Source organism: Naasia lichenicola, from assembly GCF_004801885.1.
GTDB lineage: Bacteria > Actinomycetota > Actinomycetes > Actinomycetales > Microbacteriaceae > Naasia > Naasia lichenicola.
The window spans coordinates 301955-318872 of record NZ_SSSM01000003.1 but is presented as its reverse complement, the minus strand read 5'-3'; the positions used below and the strand labels follow the sequence as shown (position 1 = coordinate 318872).

Annotated in this window: 18 protein-coding genes and 1 pseudogene; 17 read left to right on the top strand and 2 right to left on the bottom strand. The window is 69.2% G+C overall.

The window, feature by feature from the left end; all coding sequences use genetic code 11:
* Window position 1 precedes the first annotated feature (1 nt).
* The 5 genes from E6C64_RS06630 (at window position 2) to E6C64_RS06610 (ending at window position 4371) form a co-directional block, all read left to right on the top strand.
* The gene (locus tag E6C64_RS06630) at window positions 2-325 is read left to right on the top strand and encodes a DUF2469 domain-containing protein (protein ID WP_136426852.1); all 324 of its coding nucleotides are present in this window, start codon (window positions 2-4) and stop codon (window positions 323-325) included.
* Window positions 326-485: 160 nt separating this feature from the next.
* A complete protein-coding gene (locus tag E6C64_RS06625; RefSeq protein WP_136426851.1) occupies window positions 486-845 on the top strand; it encodes a YraN family protein in 360 nt (119 codons plus the stop codon).
* Window positions 842-2374, top strand: a complete 1533-nt coding sequence (locus tag E6C64_RS06620; RefSeq protein WP_233255500.1) for a YifB family Mg chelatase-like AAA ATPase — start codon at window positions 842-844, stop codon at window positions 2372-2374. Before E6C64_RS06625 ends, E6C64_RS06620 begins: the two co-directional genes overlap by 4 nt.
* Window positions 2371-3576, top strand: coding sequence for a DNA-processing protein DprA (gene dprA, locus E6C64_RS06615; protein ID WP_136426849.1), 1206 nt, complete (start codon window positions 2371-2373; stop codon window positions 3574-3576). Before E6C64_RS06620 ends, dprA begins: the two co-directional genes overlap by 4 nt.
* A gap of 114 nt (window positions 3577-3690) precedes the next feature.
* Window positions 3691-4371, top strand: coding sequence for an NAD(P)H-hydrate epimerase (locus E6C64_RS06610; RefSeq protein WP_136426848.1), 681 nt, complete (start codon window positions 3691-3693; stop codon window positions 4369-4371).
* Between the two features lie 54 nt (window positions 4372-4425).
* On the opposite strand, the gene E6C64_RS06605 is transcribed toward E6C64_RS06610, so the two are convergent.
* Entirely contained in the window at window positions 4426-5007 is a 582-nt protein-coding gene (locus E6C64_RS06605; protein ID WP_136426847.1) for an MOSC domain-containing protein, read from the bottom strand.
* A 127-nt stretch (window positions 5008-5134) separates the two neighbouring features.
* Here E6C64_RS06605 and E6C64_RS06600 point away from each other — a divergent pair, with 127 nt between their 5' ends.
* The gene (locus tag E6C64_RS06600; RefSeq protein ID WP_136426846.1) at window positions 5135-5983 is read left to right on the top strand and encodes a metallophosphoesterase; all 849 of its coding nucleotides are present in this window, start codon (window positions 5135-5137) and stop codon (window positions 5981-5983) included.
* Between the two features lie 47 nt (window positions 5984-6030).
* Window positions 6031-7059 (top strand): tyrosine recombinase XerC, encoded by a 1029-nt coding sequence (locus E6C64_RS06595; protein ID WP_136426845.1) that lies wholly within the window; start codon window positions 6031-6033, stop codon window positions 7057-7059.
* Between the two features lie 27 nt (window positions 7060-7086).
* On the opposite strand, the gene E6C64_RS06590 is transcribed toward E6C64_RS06595, so the two are convergent.
* Window positions 7087-7626, bottom strand: coding sequence for a murein hydrolase activator EnvC family protein (locus E6C64_RS06590; RefSeq protein WP_233255499.1), 540 nt, complete (start codon window positions 7624-7626; stop codon window positions 7087-7089).
* Between the two features lie 192 nt (window positions 7627-7818).
* Between E6C64_RS06590 and E6C64_RS06585 the strand changes: the two genes are divergently transcribed.
* From E6C64_RS06585 to E6C64_RS06540, 10 genes and pseudogenes are all read left to right on the top strand, one after another.
* Window positions 7819-9330, top strand: coding sequence for a sugar porter family MFS transporter (locus E6C64_RS06585; protein ID WP_136426844.1), 1512 nt, complete (start codon window positions 7819-7821; stop codon window positions 9328-9330).
* Window positions 9331-9665: 335 nt separating this feature from the next.
* Window positions 9666-10595 (top strand): annotated as a pseudogene (rpsB, locus tag E6C64_RS06580) (30S ribosomal protein S2); the annotation flags it as partial.
* Between the two features lie 356 nt (window positions 10596-10951).
* Complete coding sequence (gene tsf / locus E6C64_RS06575) at window positions 10952-11779, top strand: translation elongation factor Ts (RefSeq protein ID WP_136426842.1); 828 nt, start codon at window positions 10952-10954, stop codon at window positions 11777-11779.
* A 171-nt stretch (window positions 11780-11950) separates the two neighbouring features.
* Window positions 11951-12667: a UMP kinase gene (gene pyrH, locus E6C64_RS06570; protein WP_136426841.1), complete on the top strand. Its 717-nt coding sequence runs from the start codon at window positions 11951-11953 to the stop codon at window positions 12665-12667.
* Window positions 12668-12768: 101 nt separating this feature from the next.
* Window positions 12769-13323, top strand: coding sequence for a ribosome recycling factor (gene frr / locus E6C64_RS06565; protein WP_136426840.1), 555 nt, complete (start codon window positions 12769-12771; stop codon window positions 13321-13323).
* Window positions 13323-14276, top strand: a complete 954-nt coding sequence (locus E6C64_RS06560) for a phosphatidate cytidylyltransferase (RefSeq protein WP_136426839.1) — start codon at window positions 13323-13325, stop codon at window positions 14274-14276. Before frr ends, E6C64_RS06560 begins: the two co-directional genes overlap by 1 nt.
* A gap of 98 nt (window positions 14277-14374) precedes the next feature.
* Window positions 14375-14923 (top strand): DivIVA domain-containing protein, encoded by a 549-nt coding sequence (locus tag E6C64_RS06555; RefSeq protein WP_136426838.1) that lies wholly within the window; start codon window positions 14375-14377, stop codon window positions 14921-14923.
* 120 nt (window positions 14924-15043) lie between these two features.
* Window positions 15044-15724, top strand: a complete 681-nt coding sequence (locus tag E6C64_RS19375) for an aggregation-promoting factor C-terminal-like domain-containing protein (RefSeq protein WP_233255498.1) — start codon at window positions 15044-15046, stop codon at window positions 15722-15724.
* Window positions 15725-15874: 150 nt separating this feature from the next.
* Window positions 15875-16192 (top strand): Rv1322 family protein, encoded by a 318-nt coding sequence (locus E6C64_RS06545; RefSeq protein ID WP_199240980.1) that lies wholly within the window; start codon window positions 15875-15877, stop codon window positions 16190-16192.
* Entirely contained in the window at window positions 16189-16902 is a 714-nt protein-coding gene (locus E6C64_RS06540) for an alpha/beta hydrolase (RefSeq protein WP_136426837.1), read from the top strand. The genes E6C64_RS06545 and E6C64_RS06540 overlap by 4 nt, the downstream gene beginning before the upstream one ends.
* Window positions 16903-16918: the final 16 nt, after the last annotated feature.

Sequence of the window (16918 nt, the reverse complement as noted above, 5' to 3'; positions counted from 1 at the left end):
GATGGACGAAGACGAGTTCGAGGACTACGACCGCGAAGTCGAATTGGCGCTCTACCGCGAGTACCGCGACATCGTCGGTCAGTTCAAGTACGTCGTCGAGACCGAACGGCGCTTCTACCTCGCCAACGAGGTCGACCTCCAGCGTCGCGACACCGAGCACGACTTCTACTTCGAGCTCACCATGAGCGACGTCTGGGTATGGGACGTCTACCGCTCCGACCGGTTCGTGAAGAGCGTCCGCGTGCTCACCTTCAAGGACGTCAACGTCGAGGAGCTCTCCTCCAAGGAGCTGGAGCTCCCTCAGGAGCTCGCGCTCGACGAGTAGCTCCTCCGACTGACCGGTCTGCTCCCTCGAGTCCGGCGATCCGCGACCCTCGCGTCGGCGTGCGCTCACAGTCGGCGATCCCGTCGCATTCTCCCCAGATCGCTGTCGGCCCCGTTCCGGCGTCTCTGCGCTCCGCATCCTTGGTGCTCGGAGGTCGCAGATGCGCAAGAAGGATGCCCTCGGGCAATGGGGTGAGGAGCTGGCCGCTCAGTATCTGAGCGAGCACGGCTACCGGGTCATCGACCGCAATTGGCGCTGCAGCCAGGGCGAGATCGACATCGTGGCTCGAGCCGATGCCGGCACGGCCTTCATCGAGGTGAAGACGCGCTCGAGCCTGGCCTTCGGACATCCGTTCGAGGCGATCACCGACGCCAAGCTGTCGCGGCTGCACGGACTCGCGATCGCCTGGTGCGTCGCGCATCCCGGCAGGCACGGACCCGTGCGGGTCGACGTCGTGGGCATCGTCGCCGAGCAGGGCGCACCGCCCGTCATCGAGCTCATGCAGGGCGTCACGTGGTGAGCGTCGGACGTGCCTCGTCCATCGCGCTGCTCGGGCTCGAGGGATCCGTCGTGGACATCGAGGCGGAGGTGTCCACCCAGAAGCCGGGCTTCAAGATGATCGGGCTGCCCGATTCGGCCTGCAAGGAGGCCGAGCAGCGGGTCCGCGCCGCCATCACCAATTCGGGCCTGAAGTTCCCTCTGCAGAAGCTGACGGTGAACCTCTCGCCCGCCGAGCTGCCCAAGCAGGGTGCCCTCTTCGATCTGGGCATCGCCGTGGCGACCCTCGAGAGCAACGGGCAGATCCCGCTGGACTCACGACCGCGCACCATCCACCTCGGCGAGCTCGCGCTCGACGGTCGACTCCGACCGCTGCGGGGCGCACTGCCCGCCGCGCTCGCCGCATCCCGGTCAGGAGCCACGACGGTCGTGGTGCCGACAGGCAACGTCGACGAGGTGTCTCTGATCCCCGGTCTGACGGTCGTCGGGGCGTCGAGCCTGCGCGAGGTCGCCATCTGGCACGGCGCGGACCTCGACGGCTGGGAGGTCGAGCCGCTCTTCGCGCGCGGATCCTTCCCGCTTCCCGACGCCGTGCCCGACCTCGACGAGGTGATCGGCAACGACGAGGCAGTCGAGGCGCTCATCGTCGCGGCCTCGGGTGGGCATCACATGCTGATGCTCGGCCCGCCGGGAGCCGGCAAGACCATGCTCGCTGCGCGGATGCCGGGCATCATGCCCGACCTCGACGAGGACGCCGCGATCGAGGTGGCGTCGCTGCGCTCGCTCTCGGGCTACGACATCGGCACGAGCCTGTCGACCGTTCCGCCGTTCGAGAGCCCGCACCACACGGCGACCGCGTCGGCGATGATCGGCGGCGGCAGCCGCTTCATCCGACCGGGTGCCGCCGCCCGCGCCTCGCACGGCATCCTCTTCCTGGATGAGGCACCCGAGTTCAATCGGGATGTCCTCGACACCCTGCGCCAGCCGCTCGAGACGGGGCGCGTCTCGATCCACCGGGCGGCGGCGGTCGCCACCTTCCCGTGCTCGTTCCAGCTCGTGCTCGCCGCGAACCCCTGCCCCTGCGGGCAGTACGGGGTGAAGGACTCCGCCTGCACCTGCCCCGTGCTGGTCCGCGACCGCTATCTGAAGCGGATCTCCGGGCCGCTGCTCGATCGGATCGACATCCAGCTGCGGGTGCCGCGGGTGACCGCGATCCAGCTGCGGATGAGCGCGGAGTCGACGCGCACGACGACGGCGCAGGCTCGGGCCCGCGTGCTGGAGGCCCGAAAGATGGCGGAGCTCCGCCTCGCCGAGACCCCGTGGCGGATGAACGGGCAGGTGCCCGGGAGCTGGCTGCGCGCACCTGCGCAGCTGCTCGAACGGCCCGCGATGGCCGTGATCGACCGAGCGCTCGAACTCGGCTCGCTGACCATGCGCGGCTACGACCGCGTGCTCCGGCTGGCCTGGACCCTGAGCGATCTGGACGGAGCCGAGCGGCCGACGGTCGCGCACGTCGCTCGGGCCTACGCGATGCGGAGAGGGACCTCATGAACATGGCCGAGATCGACAGTGCGATCATCACGGAGGCGATCCGCGCTGTGCGGCCCGATGACGCGGCGGAACCGGGCGAGGCGTTCGCCCGAGCGGTGTGGAGCGGAGTCGCCGAGCCCGGGGACTCCGTGGCCGGTCTCGCGATCGCCGCGCTCGGTGCCGAGGGCGCACTTGCCGCACTGCACGAGGGCTGGACGGCGGAGCGGCTCGCGAAGCTGCTCAGCGACTCATCGGGAGAGGAGGTCGCGGCCGCGACGGCCGCTCAGGCTCTCGAGCGATGGACTCCTCGAGCGAAGGGGGACTTCGCGCTCGAGCACCTGCGCGTGGCCGCGCACCGCGGAGTGCGGCTGCGCGTCCCGTCGGACCGCGTCTGGCCGGAAGGCGTCGACGATCTCGGACTGCACGGCCCGATCGCGCTGTGGACGCTCGGCAGCGAGGATGTCCTCCGGACCCTGCCGCGCTCGATCGCCCTGGTCGGAGCGCGTGCCGCGACCGGATACGGCGAGCACATCGCGATGGAGTCGGCCGCCGGGCTCGTCGACCGCGGCTTCACCATCGTCTCGGGCGCCGCCTACGGCATCGACGGAATGGCGCACCGCGCGGCACTGGCCAGCGGCGGCGGCACGATCGCCTTCCTCGCAGGCGGCGTCGACAGGTTCTACCCGAGCGGCCACGACAGCCTGCTGCGCCGCATCGAGGCGTCCGGCATGGTCGCCTCCGAGCTTCCCTGCGGCTCCAGCCCCACTCGTTGGAGATTTCTCCAACGCAACCGGCTGATCGCGGCCGCGAGCAGGGCCACCGTCGTGATCGAGGCGGGCCGCCGTTCGGGATCGCTCAACACCGCGGGGCACGCGGCGGCGATCGGCCGCCCGCTCGGGGCCGTCCCGGGCCCGGTGACCTCTGCCGCGTCCGCCGGCTGCCATCGTCTGATCCGCGAATACGACGCCACCTGCGTCACGAGCGCCGACGAGATGGCCGAGCTGGTCATCGGGCCCTCCGACGACCGACTCGCGATGCCCTCGTCGGCGCCCTATGACGCTGAGCGCGTTCGAGTGCTCGATGCGCTGTCCAACAGGTCGAGGTCCATCGATGACATCGCCCGGCTCAGCGGGCTGTCGGTCGCGACCGTGCAGTCCATGCTCGGACTGCTCGAGCTCGAGGGCATCGCATCGGTGGGGGAGTCGGGCTGGCGTCGCGGCTGATGCAGGCCGATGCCAATGTCGTGAGTTGCCCAGTTCTGCCGTCTGTCAGCGGTTCGGAGCGGCAGAACCGGGCAACTCGCCCTTCTCGAATGGGAGTCGGAGGAGGATGAGGGGATGGCGGACGGCTACTCGGCGGCACAGGTCCAGGCCGCTGAGCGGCCCCTCCTCGACGCCGGCGTGCCCCTCATGCAGCGGGCCGCCGACGGGCTCGCCGCCGAGATCGATCGCGAGCTCGACCGCACCGTGAGGCCGCGCTCGGTGGTCGTGCTCGTCGGCTCGGGCAACAACGGAGGGGATGCGCTCTACGCGGCCGCGCGCCTCGCTGACCATGTCGAGGTGCTGCTGGTGCTCCTCTCCGATCGCGTGCACGAGGCGGGCCTCGCCGCTGCCCTCCAGGCGGGGGCGGAGACAGCCGAGGACGCCGACGGTCCGTGGTCGATCGACCGGATCCTCGCGCGAGCCAGGGCCGCATCGATCCTCGTCGACGGCATCCTCGGCACCGGCTCCGCAGGACGGGCCGCCCCTCGCGGGATCGCTCGGGGGCTTCTCGAACAGCTGTCGCTCGTGCGCGAGGAACTGGGCACGGTCGTCGCAGTGGACTTACCGTCCGGCGTCGACCCGGATGATGGCAGCATTCCCGGCGTTGCGCTGCGGGCCGACGTCACGGTCACCTTCGGCGCAGTCAAGGCGGGTCTGCTGCTCGCACCGGGGCGGGATCACGCCGGCGAGGTGCGCCTCATCGACATCGGCCTCGATATGAGCCGCGTCGAGCCCACGGTGCGCACCGAACGGTGATCGAATGGGCCGTCCGGGCTGATCGGATCGTTGCAGCCCGGGAGAACGCGACGCCTAGCGCGATGGCTCGGGTTCGTACGGACCGACGGCGAACAGCGAGATGACGGTCTGGCCGTCTGCGGGGGAGGAGAGGACCTCGATCGGGTCGCCCGCGGACACCTTGCCCCGCTTGACCACTCGGAAGTACGTGCCGAGTCGTCGCTCTGCGGCGAAGCGCTTGACCCAGCCCTTGGAGTCGGCGCCGCCCACCCAGCGGGCGAAGGTCGAGCACGGCTCGCGCGGCAGAGTGGCCTCGAGCTCGACCGCATCGGCGCCGGTGCCGATCCGCCAGCGCTCGCCGACCTTCGCGGTGTTCGGGTCGATGCCGTCGACGCGCAGGTTCTCGCCGAACCAGCCCGGAGCAAGCTCGCGTCCGAGCTGATCGGACCAGAAGTCCGCATCGTCCTGGGAGTAGACGTACACCGCCTGATCGATGCCGCCGTGCCACTTGCGGTCCGCCTGCACATCAGCGCGGAGGCCGAATCTGCCGACCTTGACGGGACCATCGACGGGCCGCTTGTCGATCGCGGTCACCCCATTGGTGCCCGAGTCCGGATGGAGCTCGTGGACGATGCATGCGGCGATGAGGCTGGCCATGGGCCGATTCTAGGGTCGACGCGTTTCGGGCGGCCGACGGACGGCCGACAGACGGACGACAGACGGACCTCCAAGCGACGAAGGGCCCGCGACGGCCGTCATCGGAGGCTCGCGTTAGGGTGCCGTCATGCCCGCGAACCGAGGGATCGCCGATCCGCCGCCCAGCCATGTGATCGTGCACCTCACCGACAGCCACCTCCTCGCCGGCGGCGCCCCACTGCACGGCACTGTCGACACCGTCGCCCATCTCGAACGGGCCCTCGAGCGGGTGCTGGACTCGGGACTCGCCATCGATGCGATCGTGCACACGGGTGACATCGCTGATCTCGGCGAGCTCGACGCGTACCGCCGCGCGCGCGCGATCATCGAGCCCGTCGCCGAGCGGCTGGGCTGCCCGATCGTCTGGATCGCCGGCAACCACGATTCGCGCGGCCCGCTGCGGGTCGGGATCTTCGATCAGGATCCGACAGCCGAGCCGGTCACGACCGTCATCGAGGTCGACGGGCTGAGGATCATCGGCCTCGACACCTCCGTTCCCGGAATGGGGCACGGGCATCTCGACGAGGCGCAGCTCGCCTGGCTGACCGCCGAGCTGTCCATCCCGGCCGCCCGGGGCACCATCATCGCCCTGCATCACCCGCCCGTTCCCACCCAGGTCCGAGTGCTCGAGTCGTTCCAGCTCGACAACCCCGACGATCTGGCAGCGGCCATAGCGGACAGCGACGTGCGCGCACTGCTCGCCGGACACTTCCACTACGGCATCACGAGCACGCTCGCGGGTCGGCCCGTCTCCGTCGCGACCGCCACCAGCTACACGGTCAGGGTCGAAGCGCCCCCATTGGGATTCACCGGTGTGGACGGCGAGCAGGCGATCAACCTCGTCTACGTGTACGAGGACTCCATCGCCCACGTCGCGGCCCCGCTCGAGGTCCGTCCGTCCGTGGTGACCCTTCCCGACGGATTCTTCGACCGCTGACCGGTGTGGGTCCCCGCCGTGGAGTCGCGCACGCGCACTCTGGATGGATGGACGGCACGGGTGGGGCGACGACGGTCGATTCGGTCGACGCGGCGGCGACGCCCGACCCACCTGCCGACACCCGCCTGCACGCCGACGGATCCGTCCACACGAGCGTCGGATACGCACGCGCCATCGAGCTGTTCGTCGCCCATCTCGACGGCGAGCGCGGCTACTCCGCTCACACGATCTCCTCGTACCGGGCCGATCTGCTCGATCTGGCCGAGTTCGCCTCCCGCGGCGGCGAGGCGCCCGTCGCGACCCTGTCGCTCGACCTCCTGCGCGACTGGCTCTGGGACAGCTCGGAGCGCGGCCTGGCCAAGGCGACCATCGCCCGACGCACCGCATCGGTGCGCGGCTTCTCGGGGTGGCTCGCCCGCGAGCAGCTGATCGCGAGCGACCCCGCGCTCCGGCTGCGCTCGCCGAAGACCCGCGGCGACCTGCCGCGCGTGATCACCACGTCGAACCTGGATGACGTCTTCGCGATCCTCACCCTGCGGGCCTCGGAGGACGACCCCGCGTCGCTGCGCGATCTCGCGATCGTCGAGCTGCTCTACGCGTCGGGCATCCGGGTGTCGGAGCTGTGCGGCCTCGACCTGCAGGATCTCGACCTGGAGCGGCTGACCGCGCTGGTCACCGGCAAGGGGAACAAGCAGCGGGTCGTGCCGTTCGGGGTGCCGGCTGCGAAAGCGGTGGGCGCCTATCTCGATCGCGGACGGGCGGTCCTTGCCAGCGAGTCGGCGGAAGCCTCGGGCGCCGGATCGGCGCTGTTCCTCGGCGCGCGCGGCGGCCGGGTGGGTCCGCGGACCATCTACCGACTGGTGGCCGGGCTGCTCGCCGAGGTCCCCGGATCGGGCCCATCCGGGCCGCACGCGCTCCGCCACTCGGCCGCGACGCATCTGCTCGACGGAGGCGCGGATCTGCGCGCGGTGCAGGAGCTCCTCGGCCACGCGAGCCTCGGAACGACCCAGATCTACACGCATGTCTCCGCCGAGCGGCTGAAGGCGGCATATCAGCAGGCGCATCCGCGGGCCTGACCGCTCGACCGCCCTCGCCATGGCCGATCACCGTGCTGCAGATCGTGGCCAGCCGCCGCCGATCGGCAGGAGCACGGCTCGCGGAATCCCGTCGATGAACCCGACGGGAGAGAGGTATTCGCCGTCCCGCCGGACGCCGAAGTGCAGGCAGCCGTCGCTGCAGTGCGCGGGCGCAGCGGCGATCGTGCCGATGGTCTCGCCGGCATGCACCGCGGTGCCGACGGACGCGACAGCCGCGACGGGCTCGTAGCTCGACACCAGGCCGCTCCCGTGCGCCACAGAGAGCACCGGACGATCGCCCACCGTGCCGGCGAACGAGATCACCCCGTCTGCGGGCGCGACCACCGAGCTGCCGACCGCCGCCGCCAGGTCCACGCCGCGGTGTCCGGCTCCGTACCGGGTAGCCGGCGGATCGTACGGTTCGACGATCAGCGGAGCACTCACCGGCCATCGCCACGACCCCGGGCGGGCGGCGTCGGCGGGCAGCGACGCGCCGCTGACGACCAGAAGACCGCCCATCAGGGCGCCGACGCCGATGGCTCGAACGATGCGGGAGAGGCTCGTCATCCGCCCATGGTCGTCCTCGATGCGAGTCGCCGGGTGGCCGCGATCCCTTCTGTGCACAACTCGAGCCGATGCGCCGGTGTGGACGCAGCCCGGCGGGCACTGCCGCCCTGATCACCTTGAGGATTCAGACAACTTCGCGCCCCCGTTGAGGTGCGTCGGTGCCAGGATGAAATCGAGAGTCAGGAGCACCCGATGACGGGAACGGCCGAACGCCCCAGCGGCAAGTCGAACGATCAGACGACAGGTCAGTCAGGCGGAACGCCGTCGACCGCGGATGTCGATCCCAAGATCCGGCGACGGGTCACCGCGCTCGCCCTCGCCGCGGCCGTCGGCGGCTTCCTGTTCGGCTTCGACTCCTCGGTCATCAACGGGGCCGTCGACGCGATCGGCGAGCAGTTCGGCCTGACCGCGTTCATCCAGGGCTTCGCCGTCGCGATCGCGCTGCTCGGCTGCGCTGTCGGCGCATACCTCGCCGGCAACCTCGCCGACCGGTTCGGCCGACTGCGGGTGATGCTCATCGGCGCGATCCTCTTCTTCGTCAGCTCCGTCGGCGCCGCACTGGCGTTCGGCGTCGTCGACTTCATGGTCTGGCGGGTCATCGGCGGTCTGGGCATCGGCATCGCGTCGGTCGTGGCGCCCACCTACATCGCCGAGGTCGTGCCCGCGCTGGTGCGCGGACGGCTCGCCTCGTTCCAGCAGCTCGCGATCACCATCGGCATCTTCGCGGCGCTGCTCTCCGACGCGCTGCTGGCCGGCTTCGACGGCAAGGACGGCGCCTCGCAGATCCTCCTCGGACTCGAGGCCTGGCGCTGGATGTTCCTCGTCGGCGTCATCCCGTCCGTGGTCTACGGCATCCTCGCCCTCCGGCTGCCCGAGTCGCCGCGCTACCTGCTCGCCAAGGGCGACACCGAGACTGCGACCGGCGTGATCACGACCGTCGTCCCCAAGGCCGAGGTGAAGGAGGAGGTCGCGCGCATCCGCAAGTCGATCGATGAGGACAGGGAGAACGAGAAGAAGGCGACCCTCCGCGGCTCCGCTCTCGGCCTCGCTCCCGTCGTGTGGATCGGGCTCGCCCTCTCGGTCTTCCAGCAGTTCGTCGGGATCAACGTGATCTTCTACTACTCGACGACCCTCTGGAACGCCGTCGGCTTCAAAGACTCGTTCCTCATCTCGGTCATCTCCTCGGTGATCAACGTGGCGGTCACCTTCATCGCGATCGCCTTCGTCGACAAGGTGGGGCGCCGCCCGATGCTCATCGTCGGCTCCGCGGCGATGGCGGTCACCCTCGGTCTGATGGCCGTCTCGTTCAGCCAGGCGCAGACCGACGGCGACGCGGTCAGCCTGCCCGCGCCGTGGGGGATCATCGCCCTGCTCGCCGCCAACGGCTTCGTCGTCGCGTTCGGCGCCACCTGGGGCCCGCTGGTCTGGGTGCTGCTCGGCGAGATCTTCCCCAACCGCATCCGCGCCAAGGCGCTCGGGGTCGCCGCATCCGCGCAGTGGATAGCGAACTTCCTGATCACGGTCTCCTTCCCGGCCATCTCGGAGCTGTCGCTCGTGCTCGCCTACGGCCTGTACGCCGCGTTCGCCGCGCTGTCGTTCTTCTTCGTCTTCTTCTTCGTGCCCGAGACGAAGGGCGTCAAGCTCGAGGATGTCGGCGGCCTCGTCTTCGGCCGGTCCAAGAAGAAGGCCGCCGCGACGACCTAGCTCGACAGATTCGGCGCGAGTTGCCCAGTTCTGCCGCCTGGAAGGCCTTCCGAGCGGCAGAAATGGGCATCTCGCGGTGGGGTATGCGCCGACCCGGATCCTGGTAACCTTCTTCATGCACCTCGCTTGCGGGGTGACTTCGCGTGCCCTCTGCGACACGGCCCCAGGCCCGAGTCGCGGCACCAGCATCCAGCGGTCTTCGAAGCTCGTCACGAGCGGATGAGGCGGATGCGTGTCGGGCACCAGGCTCCGCGGCCGACCGGCACGCGGGAACAACCGAATCGGCCTCGCGCCGCGCATTCGCGCGGCCGTGCGCCAAGAGAAGGAGAACGGCCATGGCCGTCGTCACCATCCGCCAGCTGCTCGACAGCGGCGTGCACTTCGGGCACCAGACCCGCCGCTGGAACCCGAAAGTCAAGCGCTTCATCCTGACCGAGCGCAGCGGCATCCACATCATCGACCTGCAGCAGTCGCTCGCCTACATCGACAAGGCGTACGAGTTCGCCAAGGAGACGGTCGCCCACGGCGGCACCATCCTGTTCGTCGGAACCAAGAAGCAGGCGCAGGAGGCCATCGCCGAGCAGGCGATCCGCGTCGGCCAGCCCTACGTCAACCAGCGCTGGCTCGGCGGTCTGCTCACCAACTTCCAGACGGTGCACAAGCGTCTGAACCGCCTCAAGGAGCTCGACCTCGTCGACTTCGACGACACGACCCGCGGCTTCACCAAGAAGGAGCTCCTCATCCAGCGTCGCGAGCGCGACAAGCTGGAGAAGACCCTCGGCGGTATCCGCAACCTGACCCGCACGCCCTCCGCGATCTGGGTCATCGACTCCAAGCGCGAGCACCTCGCGATCGATGAGGCCAAGAAGCTCGGCATCCCGGTCATCGGCATCCTCGACACGAACGCCGACCCCGACGAGCTGGCCTACCCGATCCCCGGCAACGACGACGCGATCCGCTCCGTCGCCCTGCTCACCCGGATCATCGCCGACGCCGCGGCCGAGGGCCTGATCCAGCGCCACCAGGGTTCGTCCGAGCAGGAGCCCGCCGAGCCGCTGGCCGAGTGGGAGCGCGAGCTCCTCGAGGCCGGCACCACGGCTGATGAGCCCGTCGTCGAGGCCTCCGCCGTGAGCGATGAGGTCGTCGCGGACGCCGAGGTCACCTCGTCGCCCGATTCGAACGACAACGTCGAGGCCGGCGCCACCGCCGACGACGTCGCCGCCGAGACCCTCGCCGAGGACAGCGCCCCGCTGCCCGTCGAGGAGAACGACGCCGACGCCGAAGCAGAGGCCGACCTCGCAGCGCAGGCCGACGAGAGCGTCGTCATCCACCACGCGCCCGAGACCGACGCCGAGGTCGAGGCGAAGGAAGAGGCTGCTGCCACTCCCGCCGAGAAGAAGCCCGCCAAGAAGGCCCCGGCCAAGAAGGCAGACGCCGACAAGGCCTGAGCAGTCAGCCCTGATCTGCGGATCATGAACGAACGGAGGCGGTGAGGGTCCAGACGGACGCTCACCGCTTCCGCGTGAGTCGGCTCCGGTCGGCGCATCACGAACGAAGCCAGAACAATGCCAGAAGAGATGCCTGATTCAGGCACCCAGCAACAGACACAAGGAGTTGAAGCATGGCCACTGTGAGCCTGCAGGACGTGAAGGCGCTGCGCGAGCGCCTCGGCACCGGAATGGTCGACACCAAGAACGCTCTCGTCGAGGCCGATGGCGACATCGAGAAGGCCGTCGAGATCCTCCGCCTGAAGGGAGCGAAGGGCAACGCGAAGCGTGCCGACCGCTCAACGAGCGAGGGCCTCATCGCCGCCCAGGAGAGCGCGACCGCAGTCACCCTCATCGAACTCGCCTGCGAGACCGACTTCGTGGCGAAGAACGAGCGCTTCATCGGCCTCGGCAACACGGTGCTCCAGGCGATCGCCGAGTCGGGCGCCGAGACGGTGGATGCCGCCCTCGCCGTGACGAAGGACGGCCAGACCGTCGCCCAGATCATCGATGACGCCGCGGCGATCATCGGCGAGAAGGTGGAGCTTCGCAAGGTCGCCCGCATCGCCGGATCGAAGTTCTCGATCTACCTGCACAAGACCAACGCGGACCTGCCTCCGCAGATCGGCGTCGTCGTCTCGTACACAGGCGACGACGCGGACACCGCCCGCGGTGTCGCCCAGCACATCTCGTTCGCCGACCCCATCTACCTCGGCAAGGACGACGTCCCCGAGAGCGACGTCGAGAACGAGCGTCGCGTGGTCGAGGAGATCAGCCGCAACGAGGGCAAGCCCGAGGCCGCGCTGCCGAAGATCGTCCAGGGCCGCCTGCAGTCCTACTTCAAGCAGGTCGCCCTGCTCGAGCAGGACTACGCCCGCGACAACAAGCTCTCCGTCGGCAAGGTCCTCGCCGACGCCGGCCTGACCGTCAGCGAGTTCAAGCGCTTCAAGGTCGGCGCCTAGCCGAGCCGCCCGCAACGCGCCAGCGTTGCAGCGGCGAAGGCTGAGGAGCGGCGCATGCTTGCGCCGCGTCTCGAAGCCCCCGCAACGCGCGGGACAGAAGCGCCTCCATCCTCCGCGGATGGGGGCGCTTCCGCGTTCCGGTAGCCTTGTCCGGGCCTTAGGAGGATGCACATGACCGCCGGTGAGAAACGACGGGTACTGCTCAAGCTGTCTGGAGAGGCGTTCGGCAACGGCGCACTCGGTGTCGACCCCGAGGTGGTGAGTGCTCTCGCGCGCGAGATCGCGGAGGCGGCCAAGACCGTCGAGATCGCGATCGTCGTCGGCGGCGGCAACTTCTTCCGCGGAGCACAGCTGCAGCAGGAGGGCATGGAGCGCAGCCGTGCCGACTACATGGGCATGCTCGGCACCGTGATGAACGCTCTCGCGCTGCAGGACTTCCTCGAGCAGGCCGGCGCCGAGACCCGCGTGCAGTCCGCGATCTCGATGACCCAGGTCGCCGAGCCCTACATCCCGCGCCGCGCCATCCGGCACCTCGAGAAGGGCCGCGTCGTCATCTTCGGCGCCGGCGCCGGACTTCCCTACTTCTCCACCGACACCGTCGCCGCCCAGCGGGCGCTCGAGATCCGCGCCGATGTCGTGCTGGTCGCGAAGAACGGCGTCGACGGGGTCTACTCCGCCGACCCGCGCACCGATCCGACCGCGGTCAAGCTCGAGAAGGTCACCTACCTCGAAGCCCTGCAGAAGGGGCTCAAGGTGGTCGACTCGACCGCGTTCAGCCTCTGCATGGACAACGGCATGGACATGATCGTCTTCGGCATCGACGGAGACGGCCACGTGAGCGGCGCCATCAGCGGACTCGTGCCCATCGGCACGCTGGTCCACGCCTGATCCGAACCGGTCGCGCTCGCCTCGGGTGGCCCCGCCGCCCGGAGGGTGCGGTCGGGGGCGCGGCCTAGAATGATCAGCGCTACAGATACGAAGGAGCTCCTGTGATCGCGGATGTGCTGTCCGAGACGACCGACCGGATGAAGAAGGCGGTCGAGGCGGCCAAGGACGACTTCGCCAACGTCCGGACCGGCCGCATCAACCCGCTGCTCTTCCAGCGCCTCAACGTCGAGTACTACGGCACTCCGACGCCCCTCGGGCAGCTCGCCTCGCTGCAGACCCCCGAGGCTCGGATGATGATCATCACTCCGTACGACAAGAGCGCGATCAAGGAGATCGAGAAGGCGATCGTCTCCAACCCCAACCTCGGTGCGAGCCCATCGAACGACGGCAACATCATCCGCGTCACCATCCCCGAGCTGACCCAGGACCGCCGCAAGGAGTTCGTCAAGGTGGCACGTGGCAAGGGCGAGGACGCCAAAGTCTCGATCCGCAACATCCGTCGGCGCGCCAAGGACGACCTCGAAGCGCTGAAGAGCGAGATCGGCGAGGACGAGATCGCACGCGGCGAGAAGGATCTCGAGGCGATCACCAAGACGCATGTCGACGCCATCGAAGACGCTCTCAAGCGCAAAGAAGCCGAACTCCTCGAGATCTGATGGCTGACGGGGGGCGTCGACGCAGCCGCTCCGAGCTGCAGTCGCAGATCGAGAATCGGCGCGCCGAGCTGCAGGCACAGGTCAAGGCCACCCGCGAGCACTTCGACGAGGCCCAGGAGCGGATCAACCAGCGGAGCGGACGCAACCTGCTGTCCGCCATCGTCTTCGGCGTCCTGCTCGGCGTGTCCATGCTCGCGAGCCTGCTGTTCATCCCGGCACTGTTCCTCGTCGTGGTGGCTGTGCTGATCACCTTCGCCACGACCGAGCTGGCGAGCGCGTTGCGGCATGCCGGCCGCGACGTGCCGCGCATCCCCTCGGTGATCGCCGGCATCCTGGTGATGCCGCTCGCCTTCCTCTTCACCGGCTCGGGTCAGTTCTGGGGAGTGCTCGGAGCGATCGTCTTCGTCACGGTCTGGCGTCTGGTCGAGGCGGTCACGACCGCGCGCGGGACCTCGCGGTCGGATCTGTGGAAGGACCTCGGCGCCGGCGCCTTCATCCAGCTCTACTTGACCCTTCTGGCCAGCTGCGCGGTCGCCCTGGCCGCGCATCCGAACGGCCGGTGGTGGACCATCACCTTCTTGGTGGTAGTCGTGTTCGTCGACATCGGCGCCTATGTCAGCGGGCTGAACTTCGGCAAGCACAAGATGGCGCCGAGGATCAGCCCGAACAAGACCTGGGAGGGCTTCGGCGGATCCGTCGTGTTCGCGATGGCGGCCGCCATCCCCGCCTCGATCTTCCTGCTCGACGAGCCCTGGTACTTCGGCATCCTCATGGCACTCGTGCTCGTCGGATCGGCCACCGTCGGCGACCTGACCGAGTCGCTGATCAAGCGCGACCTCGGCATCAAGGACATCAGCTCATGGCTGCCCGGCCACGGGGGATTCCTCGATCGCCTCGATTCGATCCTCCCGTCGGCCGCCGTGGCCTACGCGCTGTACCTCATCTTCGCCTGATCGGCGCCTCCGGCCGCAGCTCGCGGTACGGCTCCTGATCGGCGGATCCACGGTCCGTCGCCCCGTTCTTCAGGGGTCCGTGGGGCACAATGAGCCGCATGGGGACGACCTTTCAGCACTCGCGGAAATCGAAGCTGGGCTATCAGCCCGACGACGTGGACGCCTTCCTGAAGGCCGCCCGCCGTGCGTACGACGCCCCCATCGGCACCGCCGACATCGATGCGGAAGCCATCCGTCGCGCCGCCTTCGCGATGGAGAAGGGCGGCTACTCGACCGTTCAGGTCGACGCCGCGCTCGAGCGACTCGAGGACGCCTTCGCGCTCCGTGAGCGTGAGCATGCCCGCCGGATCAGTGGAGACAAGGCCTGGTTCGGCGAAGCCCGCCAATCGGCCCAGGAGATCCTCGAACGGCTCGGGCGCCCCGACGGCCGGCGCTTCCGCCGCGAGGGACCGCTGCGAATCGGCTACGACAAGCACGAGGTGGACGAGTTCTGCGACCGCCTCGAGGCGTTCTTCAGCAAGGGCGCCAAGCTCGGCATCGAAGAGGTGCGCACCGTTGCGTTCACCCCGAAGCACGGCGGATACGCCGAATGGCAGGTCGACCTGCTGCTCGATCACGTCGTCGACGTGATGCTCGCCGTCCGCTGAGCGCTACGTGCTCGTGCAGCTCGCGGCGAGGCCGATCTCGGGGGCGCGGAGGCCCGCCGACATGCGGGCGAACTGCCCCAACCGGGCCGCGCTGGGGCCGTTTGCTAGCATGGGCGGATCGTGGGAAGACATGCTGACTCCGCGGTGGACCCCCGTCCCCGCCGGATAACCCGAACTGCAGGTCCCCAGCGACCCAGAATCCGGGCGCCGTTCCACGGCAACCTGGCCCTTTCGCTGTTCGGATTCCTGGCCGCCTTCGCCTTCGTGCTGGTGAACGTGACCGATCCGTACGCCGGAGCCGTGGCCTCGCCGTATTACCACGCGGCTCCCAGCTCGGCCGCCCGCGGGGAGCAGCTGCTAGCCGCCGCATCGGGGGCCGGCACCACGATCGTCCGCGACGGCTTCACCGTCACGGAGAAGAAGATCGAGGTCATCGCGCCCGCGCCCGCCGACACCACGTCCGCCGAGTGGGCTCCGCCCGCCGCTGCCGTTCCCGATCCGGGATCCGCGCAGGCCGCTGGAGCCGAGGCCGTCGCCGCACGCGGCTGGGGCACGGACCAGTACGACTGCCTGGTCGCGCTCTGGAACAAGGAGTCGGGCTGGCGGATCAACGCCTACAACGCCTCCAGTGGCGCGTACGGCATCCCGCAGGCGCTCCCCGGCAGCAAGATGGCATCCGCAGGTGCGGACTGGGAGACCTCGGCCGCCACCCAGATCGCCTGGGGCCTCGGATACATCGAGTCCCGCTACGGCAGCCCTTGCGGCGCCTGGCAGTCCTCCGTCGACCGAGGGTGGTATTAGGGCCCGCAAATGCGCCAGCATTTGCAGCCCTAATGGTGAGGAGTCGCGCACGCTTGCGCGACGTCTCGAACCATTGAGAGTCGCCGCAGTACAACGCCGCTCGACCAGCACCCCAGCACCCCCACCCAACCCCTTCCGTAGACTCGACCCATGCCCCGCAGCAACCGATCACGTGGATCGCGTCGCGGGGATCCTCGTGCGCAGGGCGCAGCCGAACCCGGCGAACTCGACATCGCTCGGATGATGAGCGGCTGGCGGCGCTCGGAGACCAAGCGAGGGCTGGTCTACAACGTGCAGCCGATCACCGCGCTGCAGGCGACGAAGGAATACCGCTGCCCGGGCTGCGGCAATGCGGTGGATCCCGGGATCGCCCACCTGGTCGTCTGGCGCACCGACGGAGTACTGGGTGACGCGGTCGACCTGGCCGCTCGTCGGCATTGGCACGAGCACTGCTGGAAGGTCGCATGAGCATCGAGATCCGAGGCGGCGTCGAGCTGCCCGCCGTCCGTGAGGACATCGAGCTGCACACGAGCGACGGACTCACGCTGGTGGGCGAGCTCTCGACTCCCTACGATCATCCGCCGGTGGCGACCCTGCTCACCCTCCATCCGCTGCCCACTGCCGGCGGGTTCATGGACTCCCACATCCTCCGCAAGGCCGCGGCTCGGCTTCCCGCCCTCGCAGATCTGGCCGTGCTGCGTTTCAACACCCGCGGCACGAGCTCGCCGCGGGGAACGAGCGAGGGCGAGTTCGGTCACGGCACGGCCGAAGCGGCGGATCTCGAGGCTGCCTGGCGTTTCCTCGAATCGCGCGCGCTGCCGCACGTCTGGATCGTCGGCTGGTCGTTCGGCACCGAGATCGCGCTCAAGTTCGCCCGCGCCTATGGGAGCGACGGCGTCATCCTGCTCTCCCCGCCGCTGCATCGCGCCAGCGACGAGGATGTCGCCGCCTGGGCGCACGACGCACGGCCGGTGATCGCCCTCGTCCCCGAACACGATGACTTCCTCCAGCCCACCGAGGCGCGGGAGCGGTTCGCCGTCGCCCCGAACATCGAGGTGATCGACGTGCCAGGCGCGAAGCACCTGTGGGTGGGGGAGAACTACACCCGCCGGGTGCTCGATGAGATCGTCGCCCGCACCAATCCGTCCGCCCTGCCTCTGCCCACGGCCGGGGACTAGCCCTTTCACGGTTCAG

Excerpts from the sequence above, each read along its gene's own strand:
- E6C64_RS06630 (WP_136426852.1), top strand. The coding sequence starts at position 2 with ATGGACGAAGACGAGTTCGAGGACTACGACCGCGAAGTCGAATTGGCG.
- E6C64_RS06625 (WP_136426851.1), top strand. The coding sequence starts at position 486 with ATGCGCAAGAAGGATGCCCTCGGGCAATGGGGTGAGGAGCTGGCCGCT.
- dprA (WP_136426849.1), top strand. The coding sequence starts at position 2,371 with ATGAACATGGCCGAGATCGACAGTGCGATCATCACGGAGGCGATCCGC.
- E6C64_RS06610 (WP_136426848.1), top strand. The coding sequence starts at position 3,691 with ATGGCGGACGGCTACTCGGCGGCACAGGTCCAGGCCGCTGAGCGGCCC.
- E6C64_RS06605 (WP_136426847.1), bottom strand. The coding sequence starts at position 5,007 with ATGGCCAGCCTCATCGCCGCATGCATCGTCCACGAGCTCCATCCGGAC.
- E6C64_RS06600 (WP_136426846.1), top strand. The coding sequence starts at position 5,135 with ATGCCCGCGAACCGAGGGATCGCCGATCCGCCGCCCAGCCATGTGATC.
- E6C64_RS06595 (WP_136426845.1), top strand. The coding sequence starts at position 6,031 with ATGGACGGCACGGGTGGGGCGACGACGGTCGATTCGGTCGACGCGGCG.
- E6C64_RS06590 (WP_233255499.1), bottom strand. The coding sequence starts at position 7,626 with ATGACGAGCCTCTCCCGCATCGTTCGAGCCATCGGCGTCGGCGCCCTG.
- E6C64_RS06585 (WP_136426844.1), top strand. The coding sequence starts at position 7,819 with ATGACGGGAACGGCCGAACGCCCCAGCGGCAAGTCGAACGATCAGACG.
- tsf (WP_136426842.1), top strand. The coding sequence starts at position 10,952 with ATGGCCACTGTGAGCCTGCAGGACGTGAAGGCGCTGCGCGAGCGCCTC.
- pyrH (WP_136426841.1), top strand. The coding sequence starts at position 11,951 with ATGACCGCCGGTGAGAAACGACGGGTACTGCTCAAGCTGTCTGGAGAG.
- E6C64_RS06560 (WP_136426839.1), top strand. The coding sequence starts at position 13,323 with ATGGCTGACGGGGGGCGTCGACGCAGCCGCTCCGAGCTGCAGTCGCAG.
- E6C64_RS06555 (WP_136426838.1), top strand. The coding sequence starts at position 14,375 with ATGGGGACGACCTTTCAGCACTCGCGGAAATCGAAGCTGGGCTATCAG.
- E6C64_RS06545 (WP_199240980.1), top strand. The coding sequence starts at position 15,875 with ATGCCCCGCAGCAACCGATCACGTGGATCGCGTCGCGGGGATCCTCGT.
- E6C64_RS06540 (WP_136426837.1), top strand. The coding sequence starts at position 16,189 with ATGAGCATCGAGATCCGAGGCGGCGTCGAGCTGCCCGCCGTCCGTGAG.